The sequence below is a fragment of the Lapillicoccus sp. genome (assembly GCF_046595215.1).
Lineage (GTDB): Bacteria > Actinomycetota > Actinomycetes > Actinomycetales > Dermatophilaceae > Lapillicoccus.
In genome coordinates this window covers 1-25,552 of the sequence record NZ_JBKJPP010000018.1, presented here as the reverse complement: position 1 = coordinate 25,552, position 25,552 = coordinate 1, and the positions used below count along the sequence as shown (strand labels likewise).

Below are 25,552 nucleotides of genomic sequence, written 5' to 3'. Positions count from 1 at the left end.
ACCCCGCCCTGCACCGGTTTCCCCCGGGTAGCGTCGTCCCATGGCGGCAGCAGGCTCCGACGGCATGGGCGGGTCGTGGCTCGAGCCGCTGCCGGTGCGCCGTGTCCAGCGCAGCCTCGATGCGACCCTGGCCCCGGACGTGTGGCCCGCGACCCTGGCGCCCGTCGCGCAGCTGCTGCGGGACGGGCTCCACCTGGGCCGGGCCACCGTCCTCGTGGGCGAGAACGGGACGGGGAAGTCGACAATCGTCGAGGCCGTCGCGATGGCCTTCGGCATGAACGGCGAGGGCGGCTCCACCGGGGCGATGAACAGCACGTGGGTGAGCGAGTCGCCGCTGCACGAGTCGCTCGGCCTGCAGCGCGGTGCGGGCGCGAGCCGGTGGGGCTACTTCATCCGGGCCGAGACGATGCACGCCCTGTTCACCTACCTGGACGGGTCCGGCCGGGACAGCCCCCGCTCGCGGGACCCCGACTTCCACCGGCTGAGCCACGGCGAGTCCTTCCTCGCGATGCTCGCGACGGGGCGCTTCGCCGGGGAGGGGCTCTTCGTCATGGACGAGCCGGAGGCGGGCCTGTCGTTCACTGCCCAGCTGGCCCTCGTGGGCTCGCTCGCCCGGCTGGGGAGCCAGCCCGGCACGCAGGTCCTCGTCGCGACCCACTCGCCGATCATCGCCAGCCTGCCCGGGGCCACGATCCTCGAGCTCGACGAGGACGGCTTCCACGAGACGGGCTGGCAGGACCTGTCGGTCGTCGACCACCACCGCCGGTTCCTCGATGCCCCGGAGCGCTACCTGCGCCACGTCGTCGACTGACGCCCGTCCTTCGTGACGTGTCAACGAACGCACGACAACCCGGTCAGGACGGGGTATGCCGTCAACCGGCGTCGGGCGCCATGTCACCGGTGTCTGGCGCCATGTCATAGGTCACGAGCATCGTCCGGACCGCCACCTGGTCGTACTTCGCCCGGGCCCGGTAGTTGTCGTCCGAGGTGATCCAGCGGACCGTGCTCCAGCCGCGCTCCGCGGCCATCACCCGCAGCCGGGCGAGGAGCGCGTCCGCCACCCCGGTCCCGCGGTGCTCCGGGTCGACGAAGAGGTCGTCGAGGAAGCCCGCGGTCGTCGCCCCGAGGGGCCGCACGAAGGGCCGCACGTGCGCGATGCCGACGACCCGACCGGAGGCGTCCACGGCGACCAGGCCCTCCAGCTCGTGGCCGGGGTCCTGCAGCCACGACCACACCCGCTGCGTCAGCTCGTCCGTGTGCTCGACCCCGTAGAAGGCGGTGTAGCCGCGGTGCAGCTCGCGCCACCGGTCGTGGTCGTCGGGGACGACGGCCCGCACGAGGACGGCCGCCATCTCACTCCCCCGCATCCGGCTCGACGAGGTCGAGCGCGAGGTCGAGGATCGGCGACGAGTGGGTCAGTCCGCCGACGCTGAGGTAGTCGACCCCGGTCATGGCGTAGTCCCGGGCCACCTCGAGCGTCAGTCCCCCGGTCGCCTCGATCTCGACGCGTTCTGCCTTGTCCCGCAACGCGTTCACCGTCTCGGTGAGCAGGTCCACCGACATGTTGTCGCACATGATGAACCGCGAGCCCGCGGCATACGCCTCGTGGGCCTCGGCGAGCGTGGTGACCTCGACCTCGATGTCGACTGCTGGGTATGCCGTGTGGACGGCGGCGTAGGCCGCGCTGACCGAGCCGGCGGCGAGCTTGTGGTTGTCCTTGATCATCGCGACGTCGTAGAGGCCCATGCGCTTGTTGGTGCCGCCGCCGGCGCGCACGGCGTACTTCTCGAGGTGGCGCATCCCCGGGGTGGTCTTGCGGGTGTCGAGGACCATCGCCCCGGTGCCGTCGAGGGCGTCCGCCCAGCGGCGGGTGTGGGTCGCGATCCCGCTGAGGCGGCAGACGATGTTGAGCATCGTCCGCTCGCCGACGAGGACGGCCCGGACCGGTCCGGTCACCCGGGCGACGACGTCGCCGAGCACGACCGCCGTGCCGTCCTCGATGAGGAGCTGGACCGAGGGGGGCTCGAGGTCCAGGAGATCGGCGACCCGGGTGAAGACCAGGTCGATGACGGCCAGGCCGGCGACGACCCCGCCGGCGCGGGCCACCACCTCGCCGGCCTGCACCTGCTCTACCGGGATCGTGGCCAGGGTCGTCACGTCGAGGTGCTCGGGCCCGAGGTCCTCGTCGAGCGCGGCCGCGACGAGGGCCGCGGCGTCGGCGGCGGGGAAGTGCACGTCGCTCATGTCAGGTCCTGGGGCTCGGTCGGGTGGAAGGTCGTGCTCAGCCCGCCGTCGGCGCAGCGGACGGCGTGGGTGTGACCGAGCCAGTGGACGTCGTCGCGTTCGGTGAAGTCCGAGCGGACGTGGCCACCCCGGGTCTCCTCGCGCTGGGACGCCATGAGGGTGAGGAGCTGGCCGAGGTGCAGGAGGTTCGTCGTCTCCCAGGAGGTCGGGCCGCCCACCTCGGGCTCCGGCGACACGGCAAGCTCGGCGAGGTCCGCCGCCGTGGCGGCCATCGACGCTGCCGAGCGGACCACGCCCGAGCCCTCCGTCATCGCCTGCTGGATCTCGCCGCGGTGCTGCGCGCGGACGAGGGTCGTGTCGTCGTCGCGCGGCTGCGGCGTCGTGGCCACCAGGTCGCCCGCCGCGAACCGGCGCGTGATGTCGTCGGCGATCCGGTGCGCGAAGACGAGCCCCTCGAGGAGGGAGTTGGAGGCGAGCCGGTTGGCGCCGTGGACGCCGGTGCAGGACACCTCGCCACAGGCATACAGCCCCTCGAGGGAGGACCGGCCGTCGAGGTCGGTGCGGATCCCGCCGCTGGCGTAGTGCTGGGCCGGGGCCACCGGGATCAGGTCGCTCGCCGGGTCGAGACCGTGCTCGCGGCAGCTGGCGACGATTGACGGGAAACGCTGCTCGAGGAAGTCGCGTCCGAGGTGGCGCGCGTCGAGGAAGACATGGTTGGTCCCGGTGGACTCCATCCGCGCGACGATGGCCCGCGAGACGACGTCGCGCGGCGCGAGGTCCGCGAGCTCGTGGGCGCCCTGCATGAACCGCACCCCCTGCACGTCGACGAGGAAGGCGCCCTCGCCGCGCACCGCCTCGGAGATGAGCGGTTGCTGTCCGCCGACCTCCTCGCCGAGCCAGAGCACCGTCGGGTGGAACTGGACGAACTCGACGTCGGCCATCACCGCGCCGGCACGCAGGGCGATGGCCATGCCGTCGCCGGTCGAGACCGAGGGGTTGGTCGTCGAGGAGTAGATCTGGCCGAGCCCCCCCGTCGCGAGGACGACGGCCCGGGCGTGCGCCGCGCCGACGCCGTCGACCTGGCCCTCGCCGATGACGTGGACGGTCACCCCGCAGACCCGCCCCGAGAGGTCCTGCAGGAGGTCGACGACGAGGGCGTGCTCGATGACCTGGATGCCCGGGTCGGACTGCACCCGGTGCAGGGCCTCGATCAGCGCGCGGCTGATCTCCTTGCCGGTCGCGTCACCGCCGGCGTGGGCGATCCGGTCGCGGTGGTGGCCGCCCTCACGGGTCAGCAGGATCTCGCCGTCGCTGCCGCGGTCGAACTCGGCGCCGAGGGCGACCAGCTCGCGGACCCGGACCGGGCCCTCTGTCACGAGCGCCGTCACGGCCTCGACGTCGCACAGCCCGACACCGGCGACGAGGGTGTCGTGCAGGTGCTCCTCGGGCGAGTCGGCCGGGTCCATGGCCGCGGCGATGCCGCCCTGGGCCCACGACGTCGACCCCTCGTTGAGGACGGTCTTGGTCACGAGCAGCACCGTGTCGACCTGCTCGCGCAGCCGGAGGGCGGCGGTCAGGCCGGCGATGCCGGTGCCGACGACGATGACGTCGACGGCCGTCGTCCAGCCCGGCTCCGGGGCGTCGAGCCACCGGGGGACGCGGACCGGCGCGGGCGGGGGCGGGGGCGGGGGCGGCTGCACGGGATACCTCTCAGCGGGTTGCGGCACAGGAGAAGACCTCCAGTGCCCCGCCGCCGGGTCCGACCCGGAGCGGCGCGTTGTCGATGAGCCGGGTCGTCCCGACCTTGCCGGCGACCGCGAGCAGCGCCTCGCCGGAATACCACTCGGGCACGTCCTGGAGCGTTTCGGGGTGGACGAGGACGAGGTAGTCGACCAGGGCCAGCGGCTCCTCGACGAGGACCGCGCGGGCGGCCCGACGGATGGCCGACGGACCCCCGGTCGCGGCGGCCGCGCCGGCGCGCAGCGCCCTCGACAGGGACAGCGCCGTCTCCCGGTCGGACGGCGCGAGGTAGGTGTTGCGGCTCGACATCGCCAGGCCGTCGCGCTCGCGCACCGTCGGCACCGCGACGACGTCCACGGGGAAGTCGAGGTCGCGCACCATCCGCCGGATCAGGAGCAGCTGCTGGGCGTCCTTCTGCCCGAAGAAGGCCCGGTCCGCGCGGGTGAGGTGCAACAGCTTGCCGACCACGGTGAGGACGCCGTCGAAGTGGCCCGCCCGCGACTGCCCCTCGAGGACCGCGCCGAGCGGGCCGGCAGCGACCGTCACGCCGGGGTCGCCGTCGGGGTAGACGACGTCGGGTGTCGGGGCGAATACCACGTCCACCCCTGCGGCAGAACAGATCTCGAGGTCGGAGTCGAAGGTCCGCGGATAGCGGGAGAGGTCCTCCTTCGGCCCGAACTGCAGCGGGTTGAGGAAGATCGTCACCACCACGTGTCGGGCCGCCTCGCGGGCGGCGCCGATCAGCGTGGCGTGCCCCTCGTGGAGGGCGCCCATCGTCATGACGACAGCGACGTCCCCCTCGGTGAGCTCGGCGCGGGCGCGCCGCAGCTCGTCTCGGCTGCGGGCAACGACCAGCGTCGGCTGCGTCGTCGGGGTCGGCCTCACGTCGGGCACCTAGTCCTCCTGCTGCATCTCTTCGTCGAGCACGGACAGGACGGACGCCGCCTCGGCGGGGCGCAGGCGACCGCGGGCGACGGCCCGCTGCACCGTCGCCCGCGCGAGCGCGCGGTAGGACGAACGTATTTCGGGAGCGGCGGCGAGCTCCGCGAGGTGCTCGGCGACAGTGCCCGCGTCACCGCGAGCCACCGGTCCGGTGAGAGCCTGGTCACCGAGCCGCAGGGCGTTGTCGAGGGCCGCCCCGAGCAGCGGCGAGAGCAGCCGCCCGGGGTGCTCGACGCCGGCGTCGTCGAGCAGCTCCATGGACTGGGCGACGAGGGTGACGAGGTGGTTCGAGCCGTGGGTGAGCGCTGCGTGGTAGAGCGGGCGGTCCTCCTCCTCGATCCACACCGGCTCACCACCCATCTCGAGGACGAGGGCCTCGCCGAGAGGCCGCAACTCCTTGAGCGTGGTGACGCCGAAGCAGCAGTCGGTGAGCCGGTCGAGGTCGATCGCCGTGCCCGTGAAGGTCATGGCCGGGTGGATGGCGAGCGGGAGGATGTCGCTGCGCGCGGCGGCCTCGAAGATCCCGACGCCGTGACGCCCACTGGTGTGGACGACCACTTGGCCGGCGTGGAAGGCGCCGGTCGCCGCCAGCCCGGCGATCAGGCCGGTGAGCGCGTCGTCGGGCACGGCGAGCAGCACGAGGTCGGCCGCCGCGACGACGTCCTGCACCTCGCGGACGGGTATGCCGGGCAGCAGCTGGTGCGCCCGCTCCAGCGACGCCTCGCTCACCGCCGAGCACGCGACGACCCGGTGGCCCACCCGGTGCAGCGCGGCACCGAGGACCGCACCGACGCGGCCGGTGCCGACGACTCCGACGCTGAAACGCGCCGGCTGTTGCGTGGGGTCGTTCACCCGCCAGAACCTACCTCGTCGCCCTCGGGGTCTCGACGTGCGGGACGACCGCTAGATTCGCGCCATGACCCGGCCGATCACCCGCCCCTGACCCGCCCATGACTCTGTCCCCGGACGTGGTGCCGTGGCGGGAGGCGTGGCAGGGCGCCCTCTACGGACCGCAGGGGTTCTACCGCAACCCGGCCGGTCCGGCCGGGCACTTCACCACGTCGACCCACGGCGTCGCCGGGAGGGTGCTCGCCGAGGCCCTTTGGGCCTGGGCCGACGTGCTGGGCGCCGACGGCATCGTCGACGTGGGGGCCGGGCGGGGCGAGCTGCTCGGTGCCCTGCGCGCGGCGGCGCCCGGACGCCCCCTGACCGGCGTGGAGGTGGTGGCCCGGCCGACCGCTCTCCTCCCTGACGTCGAGTGGCTGGTCTCGCCGGGCGGCGCCCGGCTCCCGGACGACCTGGCGCCGGTGCGCGCGCTGGTCATCGCGCACGAGTGGCTCGACGTCGTGCCGTGCACCGTCGCGGCCGTCGGCGACGACGGTGGCCTGCGAGAGGTCTGCGTCGACGTCAGGACGGGCGAGGAGTCGCTGGGATGGCCCCTCGATGATGCCGACCTCGACTGGTGCGCCCGGTTCTGGCCGTCCGCGACAGGCGCAGACGCCCGGCCCGGTGACCGCGCCGAGGTCGGGCGCCACCGGGACGCCGCGTGGGAGGACCTGATCGGGCGAATGTCCGGGGGCGCGGCCATCGCAGTCGACTACGGGCACCGCGTCGCGCAGCGTCCGGGCGAAGGGACCCTGACGGCATACCGGCAAGGGGTGCAGGTGGCGCCGGTGCCCGACGGCAGCTGCGACCTCACGGCGCACGTGGCGGTCGACTCGCTGCAGCAGGACGAGCTCCTCACCCAGCGGGAGGCCCTGCGTCGGGTCGGCGTGAGCGGGCTCACCCCCGAACACACCCTTGCGCGTGAGGATCCCGCGGCATACCTGTCGGCCCTCGGCGCGGCGAGCGCAGCGACCAGCCTGCTCGACCCCGGGGGCTTCGGCACCTTCTGGTGGGTGGTCTCGAACACCGGCCGCGTGCACGCAGGTATTCCGTGACGGTCCCGCCGCCTCTGGGGTGACCCCTCCCCTTCGAGCACGAGGCCACGATGACGAACTTCGCCCACCTCCGCCGCGCCGGCTGACTGTCGTCGCTGCAGGTCTGGTGACCGTGCTCCTGACAGCCTGCCCCGGCCCGCCGGTCTCGCGCGATCATCGGGACACCACGGCGCCGGCGCTGGCCATGTCGATCGCCGGCACCAAGGCCAACCCAGGAGGTGTCGACGACGTCGCCTTCGGCAGCACCACCGACCTGTCCGCCGCGGGAGCCCAGATCCTGATGAAGGCTGCTGACAGCGGGGGCGTCTCATTCGTCGAGTTGTGGATGACCGGGAAGGAGATCTGCAGCTGGGTCATCGTGGGGCCGGGGCTGGCCGGCCGGCCGGCGACGAGGACCGACGCCACCATGACCGCGACGGATGCGCCCTCCACCTTGACGGCAGTGTCCAGGATCGAGGCGACCACACACAAGAAGGGTTGCACCGACAGCCTCGAGGTGTGGGGCGCGGCCAGCAACGCTGCCGACACCCCGGCGCACGTCACGTCAGCGAAGGCGACAGTGACGCTCAGGACCTGACCCGGAATACGCGTTGGCACCCGGCCGGTGACGGGCGGTTGAGCACGGCACGTGCTGGCCAACCGGGACGGCAACGACTCGACCGGAGCGCGATCAGCGTCCGTAGTTTTCGCGTCGATGCCCAAGGGTCACGACCACCACCAGGAGGACGTCGTCCTGCACGGTGTAGATGATGCGGTGGTCACCGACTCGGACCCGCAGACCGGGGCGGCCTTGCAACGCCCGGGCCGCCGGCGGTCGTGGGTCCTGCGCGAGCAGGGCAACGGCGCCATGGATGCGCCCGCGGACTGAGGGGTCGAGCTTGCGAAGTGCCTTCGCTGCGGCCGGCCGCAGCTCGACGCGGTACGTGCTCACGCCCAGCCGAGATCAGCCTTGACCTGCTCCCAGGGGATGTTCGGCCCCTCCTCGTCCATGGCCGCGTCGAAGGCAGCGGCGTCCTCTGACTCCTCCAGCGCGGTCATCAGCTCGTCGTAGCGCTCGGGACTGACCAGTACCGCCGCCGGACGCCCATAGCGCTCGAGGAAGACCGCCTCCGTGCGAGACAACTCCACGGCTGCGGGGAGGTTCCCGCGTGCCGCACTGATGCTCATGGTCGCCATCGCAGAATCGTACAACATCTTGCAAAAAGCGTACGACAACGTCGCTCCGCTCTCGCCGGCCGGGCGAAGGGATGACCCGCCCGGTGGGGATACGGTCGAGCGGTGATCTCCCACGACGACGTCCGGCGCATCGCCGCGAGCCTGCCGGGCTCGCACGAGCAGGCGACGTACGGAGGGCGGCCTTCGTGGCGCACGGCGGCGCGGATGTTCACCTGGATCCGTGACGATCCCGAGGCGCTGGTGGTCTGGCTCCCCTCCGAGGAGGACAAGGTGGCGATGATCGCGTCCGACCCGGGCCGGTTCTTCACCACCCCCCATTACGACGGGACGCCGATCCTGCTGGTCTCACTCGACGCAGTCGACGTCGAGGAGGCCCGGGAGATCATCACCGAGTCCTGGCGCGTCCGCGCCCCGCGGACGCTGGTCAGGGCCTGGGAGGCCGCCACCTGAGACGGGCCGATCAACGGCGCGCGAGGCACCGTGCATACTCAGCCCCGGGGGTGAGCCCTTTGTCCATCCACGGAGGACGCGTGTTCACCAGCACCATCGAGATCCTCATTCACCGACCCATCGACCGAGGTGTTCGCCCACGTTGCCGACGCGCGCAACCGGCCCCCAGTGGGACGACAGCGTGATCAGCGCGCAGCTGACATCCCGGAGCCCATCGGATGACGATCACGAGCACCCTGCGGAACCTCGATGGCACCTTCGGACGCCTCGAGGCACTGCTGGAGTCGGGAACGGCCATACCGGGCAACGGGCGTTTGGTCTCCGGCGGCGACCGCGCGGCTGTTGCCCACTCAGGCCGGGGCGACGAGGAGTCGTTCGTAACCGCGCAGGACGAAGGTCGGGCGACGGACGGCGTCGACGACCTCGAGCCGCCCGAAGCGCCGCAGCAGGGCGTCGACGCTCGTCTGCAGCTCGAGCCGGGCAAGTGGCGCCCCGATGCAGAAGTGGATGCCCGCACCGAAGGCGAGGTGCGGGTTGGGGTCGCGGTCCGACCGGAACTCGTCGGGGGCGTCGAAGACCGCGGGGTCGCGGTTCGCCGCCCCGAGGAGGGCTGAGATCCGCTGCCCTGCCCGCACGGTGACGTCGCCGATGACGACGTCGCTGGTCGCCGTGCGCTCGAAGAGGTGCAGCGGCGAGTCGTGGCGCAGCATCTCCTCGACGAGCAGGGCGGGCTCGGCGGCGGTCCGGCCCGACGTGAGGTAGGAGGCCAGGCCGTTGCCGAACCCGTTGACACTGGCTTCGTGCCCGGCGTTGAGGAGCAGGACGACCGTGGCCACGAGCTCATGGCTGGAGAGCCGGTCGCCGTCGTCCCGCACGGCGACGAGGTCGCTGAGCAGGTCGGCACCGGGGTGGGAGGCCCTCTCGGCCGCAAGACCCTCGACGTATGCCGCGAACTCGCCGCACGCGCGCCTTGCCGCCGTCTCGTCGGCCGGGGTCTGGTTGACCTCGTACATCCGCACAATGTCCTGCGACCACGGTCGCAGCAGGTGCTGGTCCGCCTCCGGCCACCCGAGGAGCTCGGCGATGACCAGCACCGGCAGCGGCTCGGCGTAGTCCGCCAGGACGTCGAAGCTCCCCATGGCGTCGAGCCGCTCGACGCACCCGTCGAGGAGGCCGTCGGCGAGCTCGGCGATCCGCGGCTGCAGGCGGGCGACGTGCCCCCGGGTGAAGGCCCGCTGCACGAGTCGACGAAGCCGGGAGTGCTTGGGGGGCTCGCTGTCGAGGATCGAGTCCGCGTGCAGCCAGTTGAAGGTCTCCCAGTCGGCGTCGGGGACGCGAGGCGCGAAGATCCGCCCCAGCGAGCGCTCGCGCAGGACCTGGCTGCAGGCCGCGTGGCTGGTCGCGACCCAGGTCCCCAGACCGCTGTGGTGGGCCACGGGTGCGGCTGCACGAAGGGCAGCCAGGTGGGGGTAGGGATCGGCGACGACGGCGGGGTCGCGCAGGTCGAGCACCGTGGCGGCATCGAGAGGGCTCACCCGAGCACGCTACAGCCGGACGAGCGTGCCAACTGGAGCGATCCTCACGGCGGGACGGATCCTGCCGGCCGCCCCACGGCATACGGCAGACTGGCCACCATGACGACGACACCCGGCCAGCGCGAGCTGACCGTCGGGGTCGGGGCCGGCGGCCTGGCCACGAGTGACATGGTCCTCAACATCGGCCCCCAGCACCCCGCGACGCATGGCGTGCTCCGGCTGCGGATCGTCCTGGACGGCGAGCGGATCGTCTCGGCCGAGCCGATCGTCGGCTACATGCACCGCGGCGCCGAGAAGCTCTTCGAGGTGCGCGACTACCGTCAGATCATCGTGCTCGCCAACCGCCACGACTGGCTGTCCGCCTTCGCCAACGAGCTCGGGGTGGTCCTGGGGGTGGAGCAGCTGCTGGGCATGGAGGTCCCGGAGCGCGCGGTGTGGGCCCGCACCCTGCTGGCCGAGCTCAACCGGGTGCTCAACCACCTCATGTTCCTTGGCTCCTACCCCCTCGAGCTCGGGGCGATCACCCCGATCTTCTACTCCTTCCGCGAGCGGGAGGAGCTCCAGGCCGTCATGGAGGAGGCCTCTGGCGGCCGGATGCACTACATGTTCAACCGCGTCGGCGGCCTCAAGGAGGACCTGCCGGCCGGGTGGCTCGGGCGGGTGGACCACGCGATCAACGCCGTCCGGGCGCGGCTACCAGACCTACGGAACATGTTGGTGGGCAACGAGATCCTCAACGCGCGCACTCGTGGTGTCGGCGTCCTCAGCCCCGACCTCGTCCACGCCTACGGCGTCTCCGGGCCCATCGCGCGGGCCAGCGGGGTCGACGTCGACCTGCGCCGAGACGCGCCCTACCTCGCCTACGGCGAGCTCTTCGCCGACGGCGGGCCGGGTCGGGTCGTCACCCGCACCGAGGGCGACTGCCTCGCGCGGCTCGAGGTCCTGCTTGAGCAGACCGACGTCAGCCTCGACCTCGCCCGGGCCTGCCTCGAGCGGTTGCGCGCCCTCCCCCGGGGCCCGATCAACGTCAAGCTCCCCAAGGTGCTCAAGGTCCCCGAGGGCCACCTCTACACCGCGACCGAGAACCCCCTGGGCCTCAACGGCTACTACCTCGTCTCCCGGGGGGAGAAGACCCCGTGGCGGCTCAAGCTGCGGTCGGCCTCGTTCAACAACGTCTCGGTCCTGACGCAGGTGCTGCCGGGCCAGGTCATCGCTGACATGGTGGCCATCCTCGGGTCGATGTTCTTCGTCGTCGGGGACGTCGACAAGTGAGCGCGCGACCCCCGACCCCGACCCGGGAAGCGTCGACCCGGATCCCCTGACGCGCTCCGGGCTGATGGCTATCGTGGGCTCGGGGGAACGGCGGTGCTCGATGTCGAGGCGGCGCCAGCACACTCACTCGGGAGGCGGCCATGGCCCTGTCGGACGCTCTACCGGACCTGACGACGGCGGCGACCTATCCTGCGCAGCCGGACCGCGAGTGCGACCTGATCATGAAGGGCGGCATCAGTTCCGGGATCGTCTACCCGAGGGCCGCGTGCACCCTGGCGGTCACCCACCGCTTCCGATCCGTCGGTGGGGCGTCTGCTGGAGCCATCGCCGCCGCCGCCGTGGCCGCCGCGGAACACGGCCGGCAGACGGGCGGCTTCGTGCGCCTGGCCGCCCTGCCGGGTGAGCTCGGGACCACCCTCGCCGGCCTCTTCCAGCCGGGGCCCGCGACGAGGCGGCCCTTCTCGATCCTCGCCCGGTGGCTCGAACCCGACCAGAGCCCGGCCCGCAAGCTGACGAGCACCCTGACCACCGTCGCGGCGGGCGCACCGGTGACCTTCACGATGGTGTTGTCGGCCCTGCTCGCGATCCCCTTCGCGGCGATCGGCCTCACTGCGGGCCCAGGCGACCTGTCCTGGCTGGGCTGGGCCGTCCCCGCGCTCCTCTGGGTTCCTGCAGCCGTGGCCATCGCTCTCGCCGCCGCTGGGTTCGTCTTCGCCAGGAACACCCTCGTCGCCATGACGGCGAACGGATTCGGCCTGTGCAACGGCCACCAGATCGACCCCGTCGCGAACACCGCCCCGCTCACCGACTGGATGGCCGGGACCTTCGACGCCCTGGCCGGGCTCAGGCCCGGCGACCCGCCGCTGACCTTCGGCGACCTGTGGGGCCCGGAAGCAGTCGCACTGCAGGCCTCGGTCACCGGGCGCGATCGGATCGAGGCCCCGGTCGATCCGGCGGAGCGCGCTGCCGCCGCCGCCGCGCGGGAGGTGGACCTCGTCGTGATGACCACCAACCTGACCTTCCAACGCCCCTACCGCTTTCCCTTCGCCGACGAGACGTTCTCCTTCTGCCCCGAACACCTGCGCGAGTACTTCCCTGACCCGGTCGTCGCTCACATGGTTGCCAGCAGCGACCCCGCCACCGACCCACCGAACGCTGTCGACGGCAGCGAACCGCACACCGTCGACGGCGTCGAACAGCGCATCCGCATGCGGTGCCCCACTCACGACGTCCAGGTCCAGCCTCTCCCCGACCCCTGGGACATCCCCGTCGTGGTCGCTGTGCGTCTCTCGCTCAGTTTCCCCGGGCTCATCAGCGCCGTCCCGTTCTTCAGCGTCGACTGGGCCCGCACACCCGCAGCGCGTGCCCTGATCCCCGTGTGGTTCTCCGACGGCGGCATCTCCAGCAACTTCCCCATGCACTTCTTCGACTCTGCCTTCCCCGGACGCCCCACCTTCGGCATCAACCTCAGCCCGGTCGACCCCGACTACCCGGACGAGCTGGTCCACAAGCCGCAGAAGCAAGGCGGCGGCGGCCCACCCGAGGCCACACCCTTGCCCGGCATGCTCGCCTTCGGACACTCCATCCTCAACACGATGCAGGACTGGGTCGACAACACCCAGATCACCATGCCCGGCTACCGCGACCGGATCGTCACCGTCCGCCAGCGACCCGGCGAGGGCGGCATGAATCTGAAGATGGCCGCGCCGACCATCACCGCACTCGCAGACCGAGGCGCCGAAGCAGCACGCACGTTCCAGGACTTCGACCTCCACCTTCACCAGTGGATCCGCTACCGGGTGGCCATGTCAGGCACCGACGAGATGCTCACCAACCTGAACGGCAAGTACAAGAACGGATTCCACGCCTTCATCGCCAGCTATGGCCCCACCGCGACGCAGCACCAGATCGGCGGACCCAGCGCGATCGCCGCTGACGCGGCAGCCACAGCAGCCCTGATGTCCGTCGCCGGGACCTGGGGCGCCCAAGGTCACCCCTCGTCCGCCGGGACCGTCCCACGTCCCAGACCCAACCTCCGGTTCGCGCCCCGCCAGTGACCCCGGGCTCAGTGGTGGTGTGGCGCCGGCTCGTCCTCGTCGTCGCGCCGGTCGCTGTCGTCATCGATCCGGCACATCCGCTGCACGAGCAGCCCCGCGGCAGACAGGAGAATCGCCCCGAGGCCCAGCACGCCGAGCTCGATCATCCGGCCCTGCTGCGAGGGGATGTCCGAGTCCGGCAGCAGCAGCAGGATCTGCGCGACGTACCAGCCCAGCACGGCCGCACCGGACAGGGCGGCGGCCTGAGCGAGCACGAGGACCCGGGCGGCATACAAGGGGTCCACCCGCGTGGTGGCCTCCCCGGCGACCAGCCTCTTGACCGGTCGCCCGACGAGGTAGAGGCCCACCGCGAAGGCCACCAGCAGCGGCAGACCGGCCCAGTTGGCCTGGGGCAGCAGGTGCCCGGCGTTGGTCCAGAGCTTGAGGGCGATCCACGAGAGGGCGCCGAGGACCACGGCGACCCCCGCCAGGAGCCGCAGTCGCACGCCGTGGGTCTGTCTCACCATGTCGGGTTCCACTCCGGTCCGGTCCGGACTCCGGACGCATCGAGCTCGCCCAGCACGTCGACGACGCGACGGATCGGCGCGTCAACGGTCGGGCCGGTGCGCAGGAGCGCCTCGGGAGCCAGCCGTGACCACGGCACGAGCACGAATGCCCGCTCGTGGGCTCGGGGGTGGGGCAGGGTCAGTGCCGGCTCGTCGATGATCACCTCACGGGCGGTCGAGGGATCCCCGTATTGGAGCAGGTCGAGGTCGAGCGTCCGCGCCCCCCAACGGATCTCGCGGGTCCGGCCGTGACGGGCCTCGACCCCGTGGAGCGCCCGGAGCAGCTCGTCAGGGCCCACCGTCACGTCTGCTGCGAGGACGGCGTTGAGATAGGCCAGCTGGTCGGGCCCCCCGACGGGGTCGGTCTCGACGAGCGGGGACACCGCACGCACACGGACACCTGGCAGGGCGGCGACGTCGGCGACCGCCTGCGCGAGGACGCCGCCGGCATCGCCGAGGTTGGCCCCCAGGGCGATGACCACCGGGACCCCCCGCTCGCGGCGGATCGAGACCCGGACGTCCGTGAAGGGGTGGCCCACCGGCGCCTGGGGCTTGTGGACCGTCACCTCGACCGCGTCGACGAGCGGCCGGGCGAGGGCGTCGGCGGCGATCACCTCGGCGAGGCGCTCGACGAGGTCGAACGACGGTCCGGTGATCCGGGCGACCACGTCGCCGGCCACCTCGGCGTAGGACACCGTGTCGCCAAGCGCGTCGGTCCGTCCGGCCCGGGACAGGTCGAGCTCGAGCACGACGTCGACGATGAAGGGCTGGCCGTCAACCTTCTCGAAGGCCAGGACGCCGTGGTGCCCGACGGCCTCGACCCCCTCGAGGACGATCCGGTCACGGCTCGCGCTCATGACTGCTCGCGGACGGCGCAGACGACGGCGAGCGCGTCACGGGTCGACGGGACGTCGTGGACCCGCACACCCCAGACCCCGGCGAGTGCGGCGAGGACGCTGGTCGCCGCGGTGGCCGCGTCGCGCTCGGCAGGGGGCCGAGGGGGCGCGTCCGCAGGCACCCCCAGGCGGCCGAGGAAGGTCTTGCGCGATGCCCCGACGAGCACCGGCTGGCCGAGGAGCAGGAGTGCGTCGAGCCGGGCCAGGACGGCCCAGTTGTGGTGGGGGAGCTTGGCGAACCCCAGGCCGGGGTCGAGCACGAGGTCCGCCCCGTCGATGCCGGCGGCGAGCAGCACGTCGCGTCGTTCGGTGAGCTCGGCGCAGACCTCGGCGACGACGTCGTCGTAGACCGCGCGGGTCTGCATGTCGGTGCTGTGACCGCGCCAGTGCATCGCGATGAAGGGCACACCGGCGCCCGCGACGAGGGGCACCATGTCGGGGTCCGCCAGGCCGCCGCTGACGTCGTTGACGATGCTGGCCCCGGCCGCGAGCGCCCGCTCGGCGACCACCGCCCGCATCGTGTCGACGGAGACGGTGGCGCCCTCGGTGGCGATGAGCTCGATCAGGGGGAGCACCCGGCGCAGCTCCTCCTGCACCGAGGGCCGTTCGGCGCCGGGTCGGGTCGACTCCCCACCCACGTCAATGATGTCGGCGCCCTGGGCCATCAGCAGACGGCCGTGTTCGACGGCGTCCGCGGGCTCGAACCACTCGCCCCCGTCACTGAAGGAGTCCGGCGTGACGTTGACGACCCCCATCACCACGGGCCGCCCCTCGGGCCGGGGCAGGGCCCCGCCGGGGCGGCGGGACGCGGGTGCGCTGCTCATGCTCGCACCCCCCGTAGTCGCCGCAGGGTCGGCCAGACGATGAACGCCTCGGCCTCGAGGGCAGCCACGCCCACCCGGGGCAGGTCCGCCGGGCCGGGGTAGATGAGGTAGCGGGGCTGCCACTCGGGCTGGAACTTGGCGTTGAAGCGGTAGAGGCTCTCGATCTGGAACCATCGCGAGGCAAAGATCAGGGCCGTGCGCCAGGCCCGCAGCAGGGGCCCGGCGCCGAGCTTCTCGCCACGCTCGAGGACAGCCCGGAAGACGGCGAAGTTGAGCGAGACCCGGTGGACTCCCAGTGCGGGGGCCGCCTCCATGGCGGCGCTGATGAGCAGCTCGTTGATCCCGGGCTCCGCTGCCGAGTCACGTCGCATCAGGTCGAGCGACATCCCGTCCTTGCCCCAGGGCACGAACTGCAGCAGGCCCCGGACCCGTCCGTCCTGGCGCGCGGTGACGAGGACGGCGTCCGGGTCGAGGGGGTCGGCCGTGCGTCCCAGCGCCATCGAGAAGCCGCGCTCGGTCTCGCTGCTGCGCCAGGTCGCCGCGTCCGCGAGGACGAGCCTGCGCTCGTCGGCGGAGAGGTCGGCCACCCGGCACACCCGGGTGTCGTAGCCCGCCCGCCGGATGCGACCGACCATCTGGCGGACGTTGCGCATGGGGCGGCCCTGGAGGGAGAAGTCCGCGACCGCGAGGATCGCCTCGTCGCCGAGCTCCATCGCCGAGAAGTCGGCGAGCCTGGTCCACGCGAGTCCCGCGCGCTCGGTGCAGCCCAGGACGGCGGGCGTCCACGCGTGGTCGGCCGCCGTGGCGAGGAAGTTCGACATCGCGCCGGGCCAGGCCTCGGGATCGCCGATCGGGTCCCCGCTGGCGAGCATCACGCCGCCGACGACCCGATAGGCGACGGCGGCCTTGCGCGAGTCGGACCAGACGAGGCTCTTGTCGCGGCGCAGGTTGAAGTAGCCCAGCGAGTCCGACGAGCCGGCGAGCAGCTCACGCACCCGGCTCTCGTCGACCTCGGTGAGCTCGGGCAGCGGCTCGGGCGCGCGCAGCAGGAGGTAGAGGCTGACCAGCCCGGTCATCAATCCAAGACCCAGCAGCAGGGCCGAGAGGATGTCGTCGAAGCGGTCGTTGCGCAGCTGCAGGTCGCCGCTGGAGCCGATCAGACCCCACCAGACGTGCTGGAGCACCGGCCACACCCCCGGCCAGCCGCCGACGATCTCGCGGCGGTCGACCGCCAGCGTGACGACCCCGATGACCGAGCTCGTGACGAACAGGCCGAGGAAGACCGTCAATGAGCGCCAGCGGGTGCGGGGGTCGCCGAGGGCGCGGAACTCCTGTCGGAGCCCGACGAGCACCGCGAGGACGACGAGCGCGACCGCGAGGGCCGTCCAGTGCCCCCGCAGGGCCTGGAGGACGACGGTGATGCCGAGCAGGGCCAGCGTCGCCCGCCAGGCGCGCACCTTGCGGCGCTTGAGCCCGTGGGCGATCAGGATGAGCAGGACGCCGGTGACGACGGTCGCCGCCGACGCGGCGTCCCCCACGAAGCCCGGCACGACGTCCGTGAAGCGCAGCCGCACCCGCAGGGTCTGCCGGAGCCCGGTGACGATGTCGAGCAGCCCGATGGCGTAGGCCACCGCACCGACGACCCGCGGCACCCACGGTCGGTGGGGCCCGGGTTTCACTGGAGGGGGAGTGACGGGGGCGGCAGCGGGGGTGGCGCGTCCGGTCACCGCTTGCCCCCGAGCAGCAGCGACATCGCTTCGGCTCGGGTCGCGGGGTCACGGAGCTGGCCGCGGACGGCCGAGGTGATCGTGCGGGAGCCGGGCTTGTGCACGCCGCGCATCGACATGCAGAGATGCTCGCACTCGATGACGACGATGGCGCCCTGCACACCGAGGTGGTCCACGAGGGCGTCGGCGATCTGGGTCGTCAGCCGCTCCTGGACCTGTGGTCGTCGGGCGTAGAGGTCGACGAGCCGGGCGATCTTGGACAGGCCGGTGACCTTGCCGTCCCTGCCGGGGATGTATCCGACGTGGGCGACGCCGTGGAACGGCGCGAGGTGGTGCTCACAGGTGCTGTAGACCTCGATGTCGCGCACGATGATCATCTCGTCGTGCGCGATGTCGAAGGTCCTGCCGAGCACCTGGTCGGGCGTGAGGTCGAGGCCGGCGAAGACCTCGGCATAGGCCCGGGCCACCCGGGCGGGTGTCTCACGCAGCCCCTCGCGATCGGGGTCCTCCCCGACCGCGAGCAGCAGTTCACGGACGGCTGCGGCCGCCCGGTCGTGGTCGACGGCCATCCCGTCAGTGGCCCGCGGTCGGGTCGACACGCCCACCATCGGGCACCTCGACGACCTGGGTCGTGGACTCCTCCTCGGCCAGCGGGTGGGCCCCGACGTTGGCGGCATCGTCGATCTTGCGGCCGAGTTCGGGGTTGCCGCTGGCGTCCTGCGGTCCACGCGCCTGGCCGTTGCCGTTGGACATCGCGGCCCGTTCGGCAGGCGTCTGCACCGGCGGTCGGTCACTGAGCAGCCGGGCCTCGCTCGAGAGCCAGGTGGGACGCACCGGACGCTTCACCGTCTCCTCGAAGATCTTCGCCAGCTCGGCAGTGTTGAGGGTCTCCTTCTCCAGGAGCTCCAGCACGAGCTTGTCCAGGACGTCGCGGTTGTCGTTGATGACGTGCCAGGCCTCGTCGTGGGCGCCCTCGATCAGCTTGCGCACCTCCTCGTCGACGATCCCGGCGATCTCCTCGCTGTAGTCGCGCTGGTGGCCCATGTCGCGACCGAGGAAGACCTCGCCGCTGGACTGGCCCAGCTTGATCGCGCCGACCCGCTCGGACATGCCCCACTCGGTGACCATCTTGCGGGCCATCGCGGTGGCCTTCTCGATGTCGTTCGCGGCGCCCGTGGTCGGGTCGTGGAAGACCATCTCCTCCGCGACGCGTCCGCCGAGGGCGTAGGCGAGCTGGTCGAGGATCTCGTTGCGTGTCGTGGAGTACTTGTCGTCGCGGGGCATGACCATCGTGTAGCCGAGGGCCCGGCCGCGCGGCAGGATCGTCACCTTGGTGACCGGGTCCGTGTGGTTCATCGACGCGGCGACCAGGGCGTGGCCGCCCTCGTGGTAGGCAGTCATCTTGCGCTCGTGCGCCGACATGATCCGGGTCTTCTTCTGCGGCCCGGCGATGACCCGGTCGATGGCCTCGTCGAGGGCGAGGTCGTCGATCATCTTCTGGTTGGTGCGGGCCGTCAGCAGGGCGGCCTCGTTGAGGACGTTGGCGAGGTCGGCGCCTGTGAAGCCGGGCGTGCGGCGCGCGACGGCCAGCAGGTCGACGTCGGCCGCCATCGGCTTGCCCTGCGAGTGGACCTGCAGGATGCGGTGGCGACCGAGCATGTCGGGCGCCTCGACGGCGATCTGTCGGTCGAACCGGCCCGGACGCAGGAGCGCGGGGTCGAGGATGTCGGGCCGGTTGGTTGCGGCGATCAGGATGACGTTGGTCTTGACGTCGAAGCCGTCCATCTCGACGAGCAGCTGGTTGAGCGTCTGCTCGCGCTCGTCGTGGCCCCCGCCGAGGCCGGCGCCGCGGTGGCGCCCGACGGCGTCGATCTCGTCGACGAAGATGATGGCCGGGGCGTTGGCCTTGGCCTGCTCGAACAGGTCGCGGACCCGGGACGCACCGACCCCGACGAACATCTCGACGAAGTCCGAGCCGGAGATGGAGTAGAACGGAACCCCGGCCTCGCCGGCGACGGCCCGGGCCAGAAGGGTCTTGCCGGTGCCCGGCTGGCCGTAGAGCAGGACGCCCTTGGGGATCTTGGCGCCGACGGCCAGGAACTTGGCCGGCTCCTGGAGGAACTCCTTGATCTCGTGCAGCTCCTCGACGGCCTCGTCACAGCCCGCCACGTCCGCGAAAGTGACCTTGGGCGTGTCCTTGGTCGCGAGCTTGGCCTTGGACTTGCCGAACTGCATCACCCGCGAGCCGCCGCCCTGCATCTGGCCCATCAGGAACCAGAACAGTCCGAGGACGAGGATGATCGGCAGGATGCTGAAGAGGATCGAGCTGAACCAGCTGGGTTGGTCGATCTGGTCGGTGTAGTTCTTCGGCGGGACGGTCTGGTCGAGCGCCGCGACGACGTCGGTGCCGCGGGCCGTCACGTAGTAGGCGTAGACCTTCGTGGCGTCCTTGACCTTGTCGCCGTCGGAGTAGGTCTGCCCCGGCTTCAGCGTCAGCTGGATCTGCTCGTTGTTCAGCAGCGTGGCCGAGTCCACCTTGCCGGTCTTGATCAGCTCGAGGGCCTTGGAGGTGTCGATCCGGGTGAAGCCGCCGCTGTCCGACAGCGAGAGGGCGAGGATCGTGGCCCCGATGAGGACGATGATCCACACCATCGGGGTGCGAAGGATGCGCTTGAAGTCCATGTACGTTCGGGGCGCTGCCCCGACCCTCCTGCTCGATGGGTTTGACCGCGACCGGTGGGGTCGACGCTCCTATTCTCGCAGGTGAACGACCGGCATCGGTCGGGTGTTCCTGATCAGCCTGCCCGGGGGCCCCTCGGGCCCTGCCTGGTGGCCTCTCAGGCGTAGACGCCGGGGGACAGGGTGCCGACGCAGCGCAGGTTGCGATAGCGCTCGTCGTAGTCGAGTCCGTAACCCACGACGAACTCGTTGGGGATGTCGAAGCCGACGTATTTCACGTCGATCTCGACCTTGGCGACCTCGGGCTTGCGCAGCAGCGCGCAGATCTCGACCGACGCCGGGCGGCGCGACTCGAGGTTGGCCCGGATCCACGAGAGCGTCAGCCCGGAGTCGATGATGTCCTCGACGATCAGGACGTGGCGGCCGGTGATGTCGACGTCGAGGTCCTTGATGATCCGCACGACGCCCGACGACTTCGTGCCCGAGCCGTAGGAGGAGACCGCCATCCAGTCCATGGGGGCCGTGCCGGGAAGCGCCCGCATCAGGTCGGCCATGACCATGACGGCCCCCTTGAGGACACCGACGAGGAGCAGGTCCTTGCCCTCGTAGTCCGTCCAGATCTGCTGGCCGAGCTCGTCGAGCTTGGCCAGGATCTGGTCCTCGGTGAGAAGGACCTTCTCGAGGTCGCCCCCCATGTCGGCGGCATCCACGGCGATCTCCTCTGTCGGGTCCTGCGGGTGGGGGCGTTGGCGGACGCCCCGGGCAGTGCGCCTATTCAAGCGGACGGACGCGCTCGAGGGTGACCTGGTCCCCCGAGCGGCGGGCCAGGACGTGCCCGGGCAGGTTGAGCGGTCCCTGCCCGTGCCACGACGTGAGGAGCGCGTCGAGGGACTCGACGTGGGCTGCGGAGAGCTGCCCGGCCCCCGAGCCGGCCTCGACGGCAAGCAGGCGCCAGACGCGGGTGCGCAGCGCCCGCGGCAGGTCGGTCATGGCCCGGGCCGACCACGGACCCTGTCCCAGCTGCGGTCGGATCGCGCGCGCCGCGTCCTCGAGGTAGTCCGCGTCCTCGCGCAGCATCTCCGCACTGCGGGCGAGCGCGCCGGAGATGCCGGGGCCGAGCTCGTCCTCGAGGGTCCCGAGGAACGAGCGGGCGCGCACCCGGGTAAAGGTCACGTCCTCGTTGTGGGGGTCACGCCAGGGCTCGATCCCGTATGCCGTGCATGCGGCGTGTGTCTCGGCCCGCGTCACGTCGATGAAGGGACGGACGAAGAGCCCGCGCCGGCGCGGCATACCGGAGAGGGAGCGGGAGCCGGACCCTCGGGCCAGGCCGAGGAGCACCTGTTCGGCCTGGTCGTCGCGGGTGTGGCCGATGAGCACGGCGGCCGCACCGAGGCGCTCGGCGGCGTCCTCGAGGGCTGCGTAGCGGGCCGAGCGCGCGGCGCTCTCTGGTCCCTGGCCGGCCCGCTCGACCCGGACGGCCCGGACCTCGACGGGGTCGAGGCCGAGCTCACGGCACTGCTCGGCCGCGCGGTCGGCGACCGCGGCGGAGCCCTCCTGGAGGCGGTGGTCGACGACGAGGCCGGCGGCCGCGATCCCGAGCCGGGGCGCCTCGAACCCGACGGCGCCCGCGAGGGCCAGTGAGTCGGGCCCGCCGCTGCACCCGACCAGGACGGTACAGCCCTGCGGCAGCAGGGCCAGCTCGGCCCGCACGGCGAGCCTCGTCGCCGCCACCGCCGGCCGGGGACCGGTCATGACCGGCCGTGCACGCGTTCGATCCAGGCGGCTGGTCGGGCGATCTCGTCCGGCGTGGGCAGCGTCTCGGGGGAGGTCCACACGGCGTTGAAGTCGTCGAGCCCGACCCGGTCGACGACGCCGCGCACGAAGACGGCACCGTCCTTGTACTGACGCATCTTGGCCTCGAGCCCGAGGACTCGGCGGATGAAGCGGTCGAGGCTGCCGGCGCCGGCCCGCTTGGTCTGGAACTTCGCCCGGATCTCGGCGACGGAGGGGATGACCTGGGGACCGACGTCGTCCATCATCACGTCGGCGTGGCCCTCGAGCAGCGACATGACCGCCGTGATCTGGGCGACCTTCTCCTTCTGCTCCGGGGTGAGGAACACCTCGCTGAGACCCTGGCTGCCCGGCTGGAACGCCTCGGGCAGTCGGCGGGCGATCTCCTGCATCCGGGAGGCGAGCTCGGAGCCGGTCGGCGCGAGATCGGTGCCCAGCTCGCGGGTCCGCGCGACGAGGTGGTCGCGCAGCCACGGCACGGCGGTGAACTGCACCCGGTGGGTCTCCTCGTGCATGGCCACCCAGAGCCGGAAGTCGTGGGGGTCGACGTCGAGTTCCCGCTCGGTCGCGACGATGTTGGGGGCCACGAGCAGCAGTCGCGGCGTCCCCTGTGGGGCGAGGTCGTACTGACCGAGGATCTTGCTCGCGAGAAAGGACATCAGGGCCCCTGCCTCGGCCCCGGTGACCTTGCCGCCGATCGCGGTGGCCGTCGAGTTCGGGGTGGTTTTGGCTCCGGAGGTGATCTTCTCGATCACGGGGGCCATGAGCGACTGCATCGAGTCGACGTTGGCGTCGATCCACCCCGGGCGGTCGACGATCAACACGGGAGCCACCCCCTCGGGGCTGCTCAGGCGCGACGTCCTGGCGATCGGCTCGCGGGCCGCGAGGGCGACCTCGCGGAGGCGGCCGACGATGTCCGCCGCCTCGTGCCCGCTCACCCTGGGACCGGGGTTGACCAGTCGTCGACCGGTGGCCTTGGCGAAGGCCCAGTCGACGTACTGCGGGGGCGGGCCCCCCGGCGTCTCCGCGTGGGCCCGATCCGTCGACTCCGCCATCTGCCGGCCTTCTTCCCTCTGGTGGTCCTCGGACGACTGACCTCGCGGGCATCGTCCGGTGCCCCTGTTCCTGCTCTGCATCGTCCTGCTCTGCGTCAGGAACGGCACCCGCAGCCAGCCAGGGTCGCTACGAACCGGTCCAACGCCTCCCGGGCCGCCAGCGTTCCCGCGCCCGGGGCGATGCCGCTGGCCAGGACGGTGAACGTCAGAAGCCGACCGTCGAGCGTCACGAGGGTCCCGGCGACGGCGCTGACGCCGGTGAGCGTCCCCGTCTTGGCCCGGACGACCCCTGCCGCGCCGCGCGACCCCGCCGCCGCGAAGCGGTCCCAGAGGGTCCCGCTGAGACCGGCGACCGGCAGCCGGCGGACCGTCTCGCGCATCCCCGGGACGGCGTCGGCGGCCCCGAGCGCCAGGACGTCCGCGAGCACCCGTGCGGGGACGGCATCCTCACGGGAGAGCCCGCTGGCGTCGACGATCGCCACCCCCGTGACGTCCACCCCGAGGCCCGCCACGGTCGAGCGCACGAAGGCTGCCGTCTCGGCGAACCCGGGTGCCGTCCCCGTGACGAAGGCTGCCTGCCGGGCCAGGGACTCGGTGAGGGCGTTGTCCGAGTCGGCGAGCGCGAGGGCGAGTTGCTCGGCCACCGGGGCCGAGGTCACCGAGCCCAGGACCGGGGCACCGGCGGCCGCCACGGTGGGCGGGCCGACAACGGCCGCGACCCCCTGCGCGCCCAGCGCCCGCGCGAAGGTCGACAGGACGGCTGCTGCGGGGTCGGCCGGCCCGGGGTGGCCCGGGGTGGCCCGCTGGGTCGAGAGGCCGATCGACGCGACCGCCCCGGTGATCCCGGCCGGTTGGAAGGACGACGACCAGGTCGGCGCCATGAGGGGCCCGGGCGCGTGGCTGAGGTCGGGCGAGACGGTGACCCGGGTGACGCCCCGGGACCGCAGGCTCGTCGCCGTGGCGGCGACGAGGTCGCCCAAGCCGGCCCTCCCGGACACGGCGGCGGGGTCGCCGGGCCCCGGGTCGAGCAGGGTGTCGCCGCCGGCAACGAGGACGACCTGGTCCGGCGCGGGCCCCTGCACGACCTTGGTGGTCAGTCTCGTCCCGGGGGGGAACGTCGCGTCGACCGCGGCGGCGGCCAGGAGCTTCAGGCTCGACGCCGGCGTGCGGGGGGCGTCGGCGTCGACGTCGAGCAGGTGCGCCCCGGTCGCCGCGTCCCGGACCACGACGGACACCGCCGCCCCGAGGCGGGCGTCGCCGAGCATCCCGGCGAGCACCGCCGCCACCCCTGCGGGGGTCGGGAGGGGCGCCTGCGCGCCCGAGGCCGCGAGCGGCATACCCGCCGGTGTGGGTCGGGAGGGCTGCACGACCGGCGGCAGGGACGTGGTGGGAGCCGGGGTCGCGGGGGCCGGATCGGGCGCCGGCGCGAGGGTGAGGATGCCCGGCACGCGGTCGTAGACATCGAGGGTGGCGTAGCCGAGCAGGGCCGCGACGACCCCCACCGCGACGGCGAGACGACGCATCAAACCCCCTGGTCGGTCGGCGTGGCATCATGCGGGACACTTGGCCCCGAGACTAGGTCATCACCGACGAGCCGTTCATGGTGTCGTCATGTCACCCCAAGGCGGTAGCTGTGGAGTTCTACGTCACCATCGAGATCCCGAAGGGCGCTCGCAACAAGTACGAGGTCGACCACGAGACCGGTCGCATCCGTCTTGACCGACTGCTCTTCACCTCGATGAGCTACCCCGCCGACTACGGCTACGTCGAGGACAGCCTCGGCGAGGACACCGACCCGCTCGATGCCCTGGTGCTCCTCGCCGAGCCGACGTTCCCGGGCTGCCAGGTCCTCGCCCGGCCGATCGGCATGTTCCACATGCGTGACGAGGCCGGCGGCGACGACAAGATCCTCTGCGTGCCGGCCAACGACCCCCGACAGGCGCACATCACCGAGCTCGAGCACATCAACGAGTTCGACCGGCTCGAGATCCAGCACTTCTTCGAGACCTACAAGGACCTCGAGCCCGGCAAGTCCGTCGAGGGCGCCCACTGGGTCGCCAGGGAGGGCGCCGAGACGTGCGTCACAGAGGCCCTGGAGCGGGCCACTGACGCCGGGATGACGACCGACCGCTGGCGGATGCCCGGGAAGCTCTGACCCCACCACTGGCCGCCCGGGCCATCGGGCCGGGGGTCAGGGCCGACCGCCATCGGGCAGCAGGTCGGACATCGAGTAGATGGACGAGATCTTCACCACCGTGCTGGGGTTGGGCGCGTGGATCATCTGGCCGTTGCCGATATAGAGGCCCATGTGGTGGCTGGTCGGGCCGCTGGTGCCGTAGAACACGAGGTCGCCCGGCTGGAGCTCGCTGATCGGGACCCGTCGGGTCTCGGCCCATTGGGAGCCGGTGAAGTGCGAGAGCTGGACGCCGGCCTGCTTCCAGGCCATCAGGGTCAGGCCCGAGCAGTCCCACGAGTCCGGTCCCTGCGCTCCCCACACGTAGGGCTCGCCGAGCTGGGCGGACGCGAAGGCGATGACAGCGCTGACTCCACCTGACGGCGGCGGAGGCGGCGTCGGCGCGGGGGGGGTCGGCGTCGGGCGCGGGGGTAGCGGGGCGGGGCGCGGCGGTGCGGGGACGGGGGCCGGTGCGGGGTGCGGCGGGGCCGGTGCCGGGGCGGGAC

At 72.1% G+C, this 25,552-nt stretch carries 25 protein-coding genes and 1 pseudogene; 7 read left to right on the top strand and 19 right to left on the bottom strand.

The window, feature by feature from the left end; genetic code table 11:
- The first annotated feature begins 40 nt into the window (after nucleotides 1-40).
- Nucleotides 41-811, top strand: a complete 771-nt coding sequence (locus tag ACLL9L_RS01705; RefSeq protein ID WP_411282911.1) for an AAA family ATPase — start codon at nucleotides 41-43, stop codon at nucleotides 809-811.
- Nucleotides 812-872: 61 nt separating this feature from the next.
- On the opposite strand, the gene ACLL9L_RS01700 is transcribed toward ACLL9L_RS01705, so the two are convergent.
- The 5 genes and pseudogenes from ACLL9L_RS01700 to ACLL9L_RS01680 form a co-directional block, all read right to left on the bottom strand.
- Entirely contained in the window at nucleotides 873-1,352 is a 480-nt protein-coding gene (locus ACLL9L_RS01700; RefSeq protein ID WP_411282910.1) for a GNAT family N-acetyltransferase, read from the bottom strand.
- A 1-nt stretch (nucleotide 1,353) separates the two neighbouring features.
- Nucleotides 1,354-2,244, bottom strand: a complete 891-nt coding sequence (nadC, locus tag ACLL9L_RS01695; protein WP_411282909.1) for a carboxylating nicotinate-nucleotide diphosphorylase — start codon at nucleotides 2,242-2,244, stop codon at nucleotides 1,354-1,356.
- On the bottom strand, nucleotides 2,241-3,944 hold the full coding sequence (locus ACLL9L_RS01690) for an L-aspartate oxidase (protein ID WP_411282908.1): 1,704 nt from the start codon (nucleotides 3,942-3,944) through the stop codon (nucleotides 2,241-2,243). Before ACLL9L_RS01690 ends, nadC begins: the two co-directional genes overlap by 4 nt.
- Before the next feature lie 10 nt (nucleotides 3,945-3,954).
- On the bottom strand, nucleotides 3,955-4,869 hold the full coding sequence (panC, locus tag ACLL9L_RS01685; protein ID WP_411282907.1) for a pantoate--beta-alanine ligase: 915 nt from the start codon (nucleotides 4,867-4,869) through the stop codon (nucleotides 3,955-3,957).
- A 9-nt stretch (nucleotides 4,870-4,878) separates the two neighbouring features.
- Nucleotides 4,879-5,787, bottom strand: a pseudogene (locus ACLL9L_RS01680) (Rossmann-like and DUF2520 domain-containing protein); the annotation flags it as partial.
- A gap of 89 nt (nucleotides 5,788-5,876) precedes the next feature.
- Here ACLL9L_RS01680 and ACLL9L_RS01675 point away from each other — a divergent pair.
- Both ACLL9L_RS01675 and ACLL9L_RS01670 read left to right on the top strand, forming a co-directional pair.
- On the top strand, nucleotides 5,877-6,866 hold the full coding sequence (locus tag ACLL9L_RS01675) for an SAM-dependent methyltransferase (RefSeq protein ID WP_411282906.1): 990 nt from the start codon (nucleotides 5,877-5,879) through the stop codon (nucleotides 6,864-6,866).
- Nucleotides 6,867-6,972: 106 nt separating this feature from the next.
- A complete protein-coding gene (locus ACLL9L_RS01670; RefSeq protein WP_411282905.1) occupies nucleotides 6,973-7,443 on the top strand; it encodes a hypothetical protein in 471 nt (156 codons plus the stop codon).
- A 93-nt stretch (nucleotides 7,444-7,536) separates the two neighbouring features.
- Here ACLL9L_RS01670 and ACLL9L_RS01665 read toward each other — a convergent pair whose 3' ends face one another.
- Together ACLL9L_RS01665 and ACLL9L_RS01660 are read right to left on the bottom strand one after the other, a co-directional pair.
- Nucleotides 7,537-7,797, bottom strand: coding sequence for a type II toxin-antitoxin system RelE family toxin (locus tag ACLL9L_RS01665; protein ID WP_411282904.1), 261 nt, complete (start codon nucleotides 7,795-7,797; stop codon nucleotides 7,537-7,539).
- On the bottom strand, nucleotides 7,794-8,042 hold the full coding sequence (locus ACLL9L_RS01660) for a type II toxin-antitoxin system Phd/YefM family antitoxin (protein WP_411282903.1): 249 nt from the start codon (nucleotides 8,040-8,042) through the stop codon (nucleotides 7,794-7,796). Before ACLL9L_RS01660 ends, ACLL9L_RS01665 begins: the two co-directional genes overlap by 4 nt.
- Nucleotides 8,043-8,144: 102 nt before the next feature.
- On the opposite strand from ACLL9L_RS01660, the gene ACLL9L_RS01655 reads away from it, so the two are divergent.
- A complete protein-coding gene (locus ACLL9L_RS01655) occupies nucleotides 8,145-8,492 on the top strand; it encodes an MmcQ/YjbR family DNA-binding protein (protein WP_411282902.1) in 348 nt (115 codons plus the stop codon).
- 350 nt (nucleotides 8,493-8,842) lie between these two features.
- On the opposite strand, the gene ACLL9L_RS01650 is transcribed toward ACLL9L_RS01655, so the two are convergent.
- A complete protein-coding gene (locus ACLL9L_RS01650) occupies nucleotides 8,843-10,027 on the bottom strand; it encodes a cytochrome P450 (RefSeq protein WP_411282901.1) in 1,185 nt (394 codons plus the stop codon).
- Between the two features lie 99 nt (nucleotides 10,028-10,126).
- Between ACLL9L_RS01650 and ACLL9L_RS01645 the strand changes: the two genes are divergently transcribed.
- Together ACLL9L_RS01645 and ACLL9L_RS01640 are read left to right on the top strand one after the other, a co-directional pair.
- The gene (locus ACLL9L_RS01645; RefSeq protein WP_411282900.1) at nucleotides 10,127-11,299 is read left to right on the top strand and encodes an NADH-quinone oxidoreductase subunit D; all 1,173 of its coding nucleotides are present in this window, start codon (nucleotides 10,127-10,129) and stop codon (nucleotides 11,297-11,299) included.
- A 140-nt stretch (nucleotides 11,300-11,439) separates the two neighbouring features.
- The gene (locus ACLL9L_RS01640; RefSeq protein WP_411282899.1) at nucleotides 11,440-13,356 is read left to right on the top strand and encodes a hypothetical protein; all 1,917 of its coding nucleotides are present in this window, start codon (nucleotides 11,440-11,442) and stop codon (nucleotides 13,354-13,356) included.
- Nucleotides 13,357-13,364: 8 nt separating this feature from the next.
- Here ACLL9L_RS01640 and ACLL9L_RS01635 read toward each other — a convergent pair whose 3' ends face one another.
- The 10 genes from ACLL9L_RS01635 to dacB all read right to left on the bottom strand — a co-directional run bounded on the left by ACLL9L_RS01635 (nucleotide 13,365) and on the right by dacB (nucleotide 24,396).
- A complete protein-coding gene (locus ACLL9L_RS01635; RefSeq protein WP_411282898.1) occupies nucleotides 13,365-13,862 on the bottom strand; it encodes a DUF3180 domain-containing protein in 498 nt (165 codons plus the stop codon).
- Nucleotides 13,856-14,758: a 2-amino-4-hydroxy-6-hydroxymethyldihydropteridine diphosphokinase gene (folK, locus tag ACLL9L_RS01630; protein ID WP_411282897.1), complete on the bottom strand. Its 903-nt coding sequence runs from the start codon at nucleotides 14,756-14,758 to the stop codon at nucleotides 13,856-13,858. Before folK ends, ACLL9L_RS01635 begins: the two co-directional genes overlap by 7 nt.
- Nucleotides 14,755-15,621: a dihydropteroate synthase gene (folP, locus tag ACLL9L_RS01625; protein WP_411282896.1), complete on the bottom strand. Its 867-nt coding sequence runs from the start codon at nucleotides 15,619-15,621 to the stop codon at nucleotides 14,755-14,757. Before folP ends, folK begins: the two co-directional genes overlap by 4 nt.
- Nucleotides 15,618-17,273, bottom strand: coding sequence for a phosphatidylglycerol lysyltransferase domain-containing protein (locus ACLL9L_RS01620; RefSeq protein WP_411282895.1), 1,656 nt, complete (start codon nucleotides 17,271-17,273; stop codon nucleotides 15,618-15,620). Before ACLL9L_RS01620 ends, folP begins: the two co-directional genes overlap by 4 nt.
- A 71-nt stretch (nucleotides 17,274-17,344) precedes the next feature.
- Nucleotides 17,345-17,917, bottom strand: coding sequence for a GTP cyclohydrolase I FolE (gene folE / locus ACLL9L_RS01615; protein ID WP_411282923.1), 573 nt, complete (start codon nucleotides 17,915-17,917; stop codon nucleotides 17,345-17,347).
- Between the two features lie 4 nt (nucleotides 17,918-17,921).
- Nucleotides 17,922-20,030: an ATP-dependent zinc metalloprotease FtsH gene (gene ftsH, locus ACLL9L_RS01610; protein ID WP_411282894.1), complete on the bottom strand. Its 2,109-nt coding sequence runs from the start codon at nucleotides 20,028-20,030 to the stop codon at nucleotides 17,922-17,924.
- A 155-nt stretch (nucleotides 20,031-20,185) separates the two neighbouring features.
- Nucleotides 20,186-20,737 carry a hypoxanthine phosphoribosyltransferase gene (gene hpt / locus ACLL9L_RS01605; protein WP_411282893.1) on the bottom strand — a complete coding sequence of 184 codons (552 nt, stop codon included), beginning with the start codon at nucleotides 20,735-20,737 and terminating at the stop codon, nucleotides 20,186-20,188.
- A gap of 61 nt (nucleotides 20,738-20,798) precedes the next feature.
- Complete coding sequence (gene tilS, locus ACLL9L_RS01600) at nucleotides 20,799-21,779, bottom strand: tRNA lysidine(34) synthetase TilS (protein ID WP_411282892.1); 981 nt, start codon at nucleotides 21,777-21,779, stop codon at nucleotides 20,799-20,801.
- Nucleotides 21,776-22,873, bottom strand: a complete 1,098-nt coding sequence (locus ACLL9L_RS01595; RefSeq protein WP_411282891.1) for a zinc-dependent metalloprotease — start codon at nucleotides 22,871-22,873, stop codon at nucleotides 21,776-21,778. Before ACLL9L_RS01595 ends, tilS begins: the two co-directional genes overlap by 4 nt.
- A gap of 95 nt (nucleotides 22,874-22,968) precedes the next feature.
- Entirely contained in the window at nucleotides 22,969-24,396 is a 1,428-nt protein-coding gene (gene dacB, locus ACLL9L_RS01590) for a D-alanyl-D-alanine carboxypeptidase/D-alanyl-D-alanine-endopeptidase (RefSeq protein WP_411282890.1), read from the bottom strand.
- A gap of 77 nt (nucleotides 24,397-24,473) precedes the next feature.
- On the opposite strand from dacB, the gene ACLL9L_RS01585 reads away from it, so the two are divergent.
- The gene (locus tag ACLL9L_RS01585) at nucleotides 24,474-25,028 is read left to right on the top strand and encodes an inorganic diphosphatase (RefSeq protein WP_411282889.1); all 555 of its coding nucleotides are present in this window, start codon (nucleotides 24,474-24,476) and stop codon (nucleotides 25,026-25,028) included.
- A gap of 36 nt (nucleotides 25,029-25,064) precedes the next feature.
- Here ACLL9L_RS01585 and ACLL9L_RS01580 read toward each other — a convergent pair.
- Nucleotides 25,065-25,552, bottom strand: a 488-nt coding sequence (locus tag ACLL9L_RS01580; RefSeq protein ID WP_411282888.1) for a C40 family peptidase, incomplete at its 5' end; no start/stop codon positions are given.

Excerpts from the sequence above, each read along its gene's own strand:
- ACLL9L_RS01705 (WP_411282911.1), top strand. The coding sequence starts at position 41 with ATGGCGGCAGCAGGCTCCGACGGCATGGGCGGGTCGTGGCTCGAGCCG.
- ACLL9L_RS01700 (WP_411282910.1), bottom strand. The coding sequence starts at position 1,352 with ATGGCGGCCGTCCTCGTGCGGGCCGTCGTCCCCGACGACCACGACCGG.
- nadC (WP_411282909.1), bottom strand. The coding sequence starts at position 2,244 with ATGAGCGACGTGCACTTCCCCGCCGCCGACGCCGCGGCCCTCGTCGCG.
- ACLL9L_RS01675 (WP_411282906.1), top strand. The coding sequence starts at position 5,877 with ATGACTCTGTCCCCGGACGTGGTGCCGTGGCGGGAGGCGTGGCAGGGC.
- ACLL9L_RS01660 (WP_411282903.1), bottom strand. The coding sequence starts at position 8,042 with ATGGCGACCATGAGCATCAGTGCGGCACGCGGGAACCTCCCCGCAGCC.
- ACLL9L_RS01645 (WP_411282900.1), top strand. The coding sequence starts at position 10,127 with ATGACGACGACACCCGGCCAGCGCGAGCTGACCGTCGGGGTCGGGGCC.
- ACLL9L_RS01640 (WP_411282899.1), top strand. The coding sequence starts at position 11,440 with ATGGCCCTGTCGGACGCTCTACCGGACCTGACGACGGCGGCGACCTAT.
- ACLL9L_RS01635 (WP_411282898.1), bottom strand. The coding sequence starts at position 13,862 with ATGGTGAGACAGACCCACGGCGTGCGACTGCGGCTCCTGGCGGGGGTC.
- folK (WP_411282897.1), bottom strand. The coding sequence starts at position 14,758 with ATGAGCGCGAGCCGTGACCGGATCGTCCTCGAGGGGGTCGAGGCCGTC.
- folP (WP_411282896.1), bottom strand. The coding sequence starts at position 15,621 with ATGAGCAGCGCACCCGCGTCCCGCCGCCCCGGCGGGGCCCTGCCCCGG.
- folE (WP_411282923.1), bottom strand. The coding sequence starts at position 17,917 with ATGGCCGTCGACCACGACCGGGCGGCCGCAGCCGTCCGTGAACTGCTG.
- ftsH (WP_411282894.1), bottom strand. The coding sequence starts at position 20,030 with ATGGACTTCAAGCGCATCCTTCGCACCCCGATGGTGTGGATCATCGTC.
- tilS (WP_411282892.1), bottom strand. The coding sequence starts at position 21,779 with ATGACCGGTCCCCGGCCGGCGGTGGCGGCGACGAGGCTCGCCGTGCGG.
- ACLL9L_RS01595 (WP_411282891.1), bottom strand. The coding sequence starts at position 22,873 with ATGGCGGAGTCGACGGATCGGGCCCACGCGGAGACGCCGGGGGGCCCG.
- dacB (WP_411282890.1), bottom strand. The coding sequence starts at position 24,396 with ATGCGTCGTCTCGCCGTCGCGGTGGGGGTCGTCGCGGCCCTGCTCGGC.
- ACLL9L_RS01585 (WP_411282889.1), top strand. The coding sequence starts at position 24,474 with ATGGTGTCGTCATGTCACCCCAAGGCGGTAGCTGTGGAGTTCTACGTC.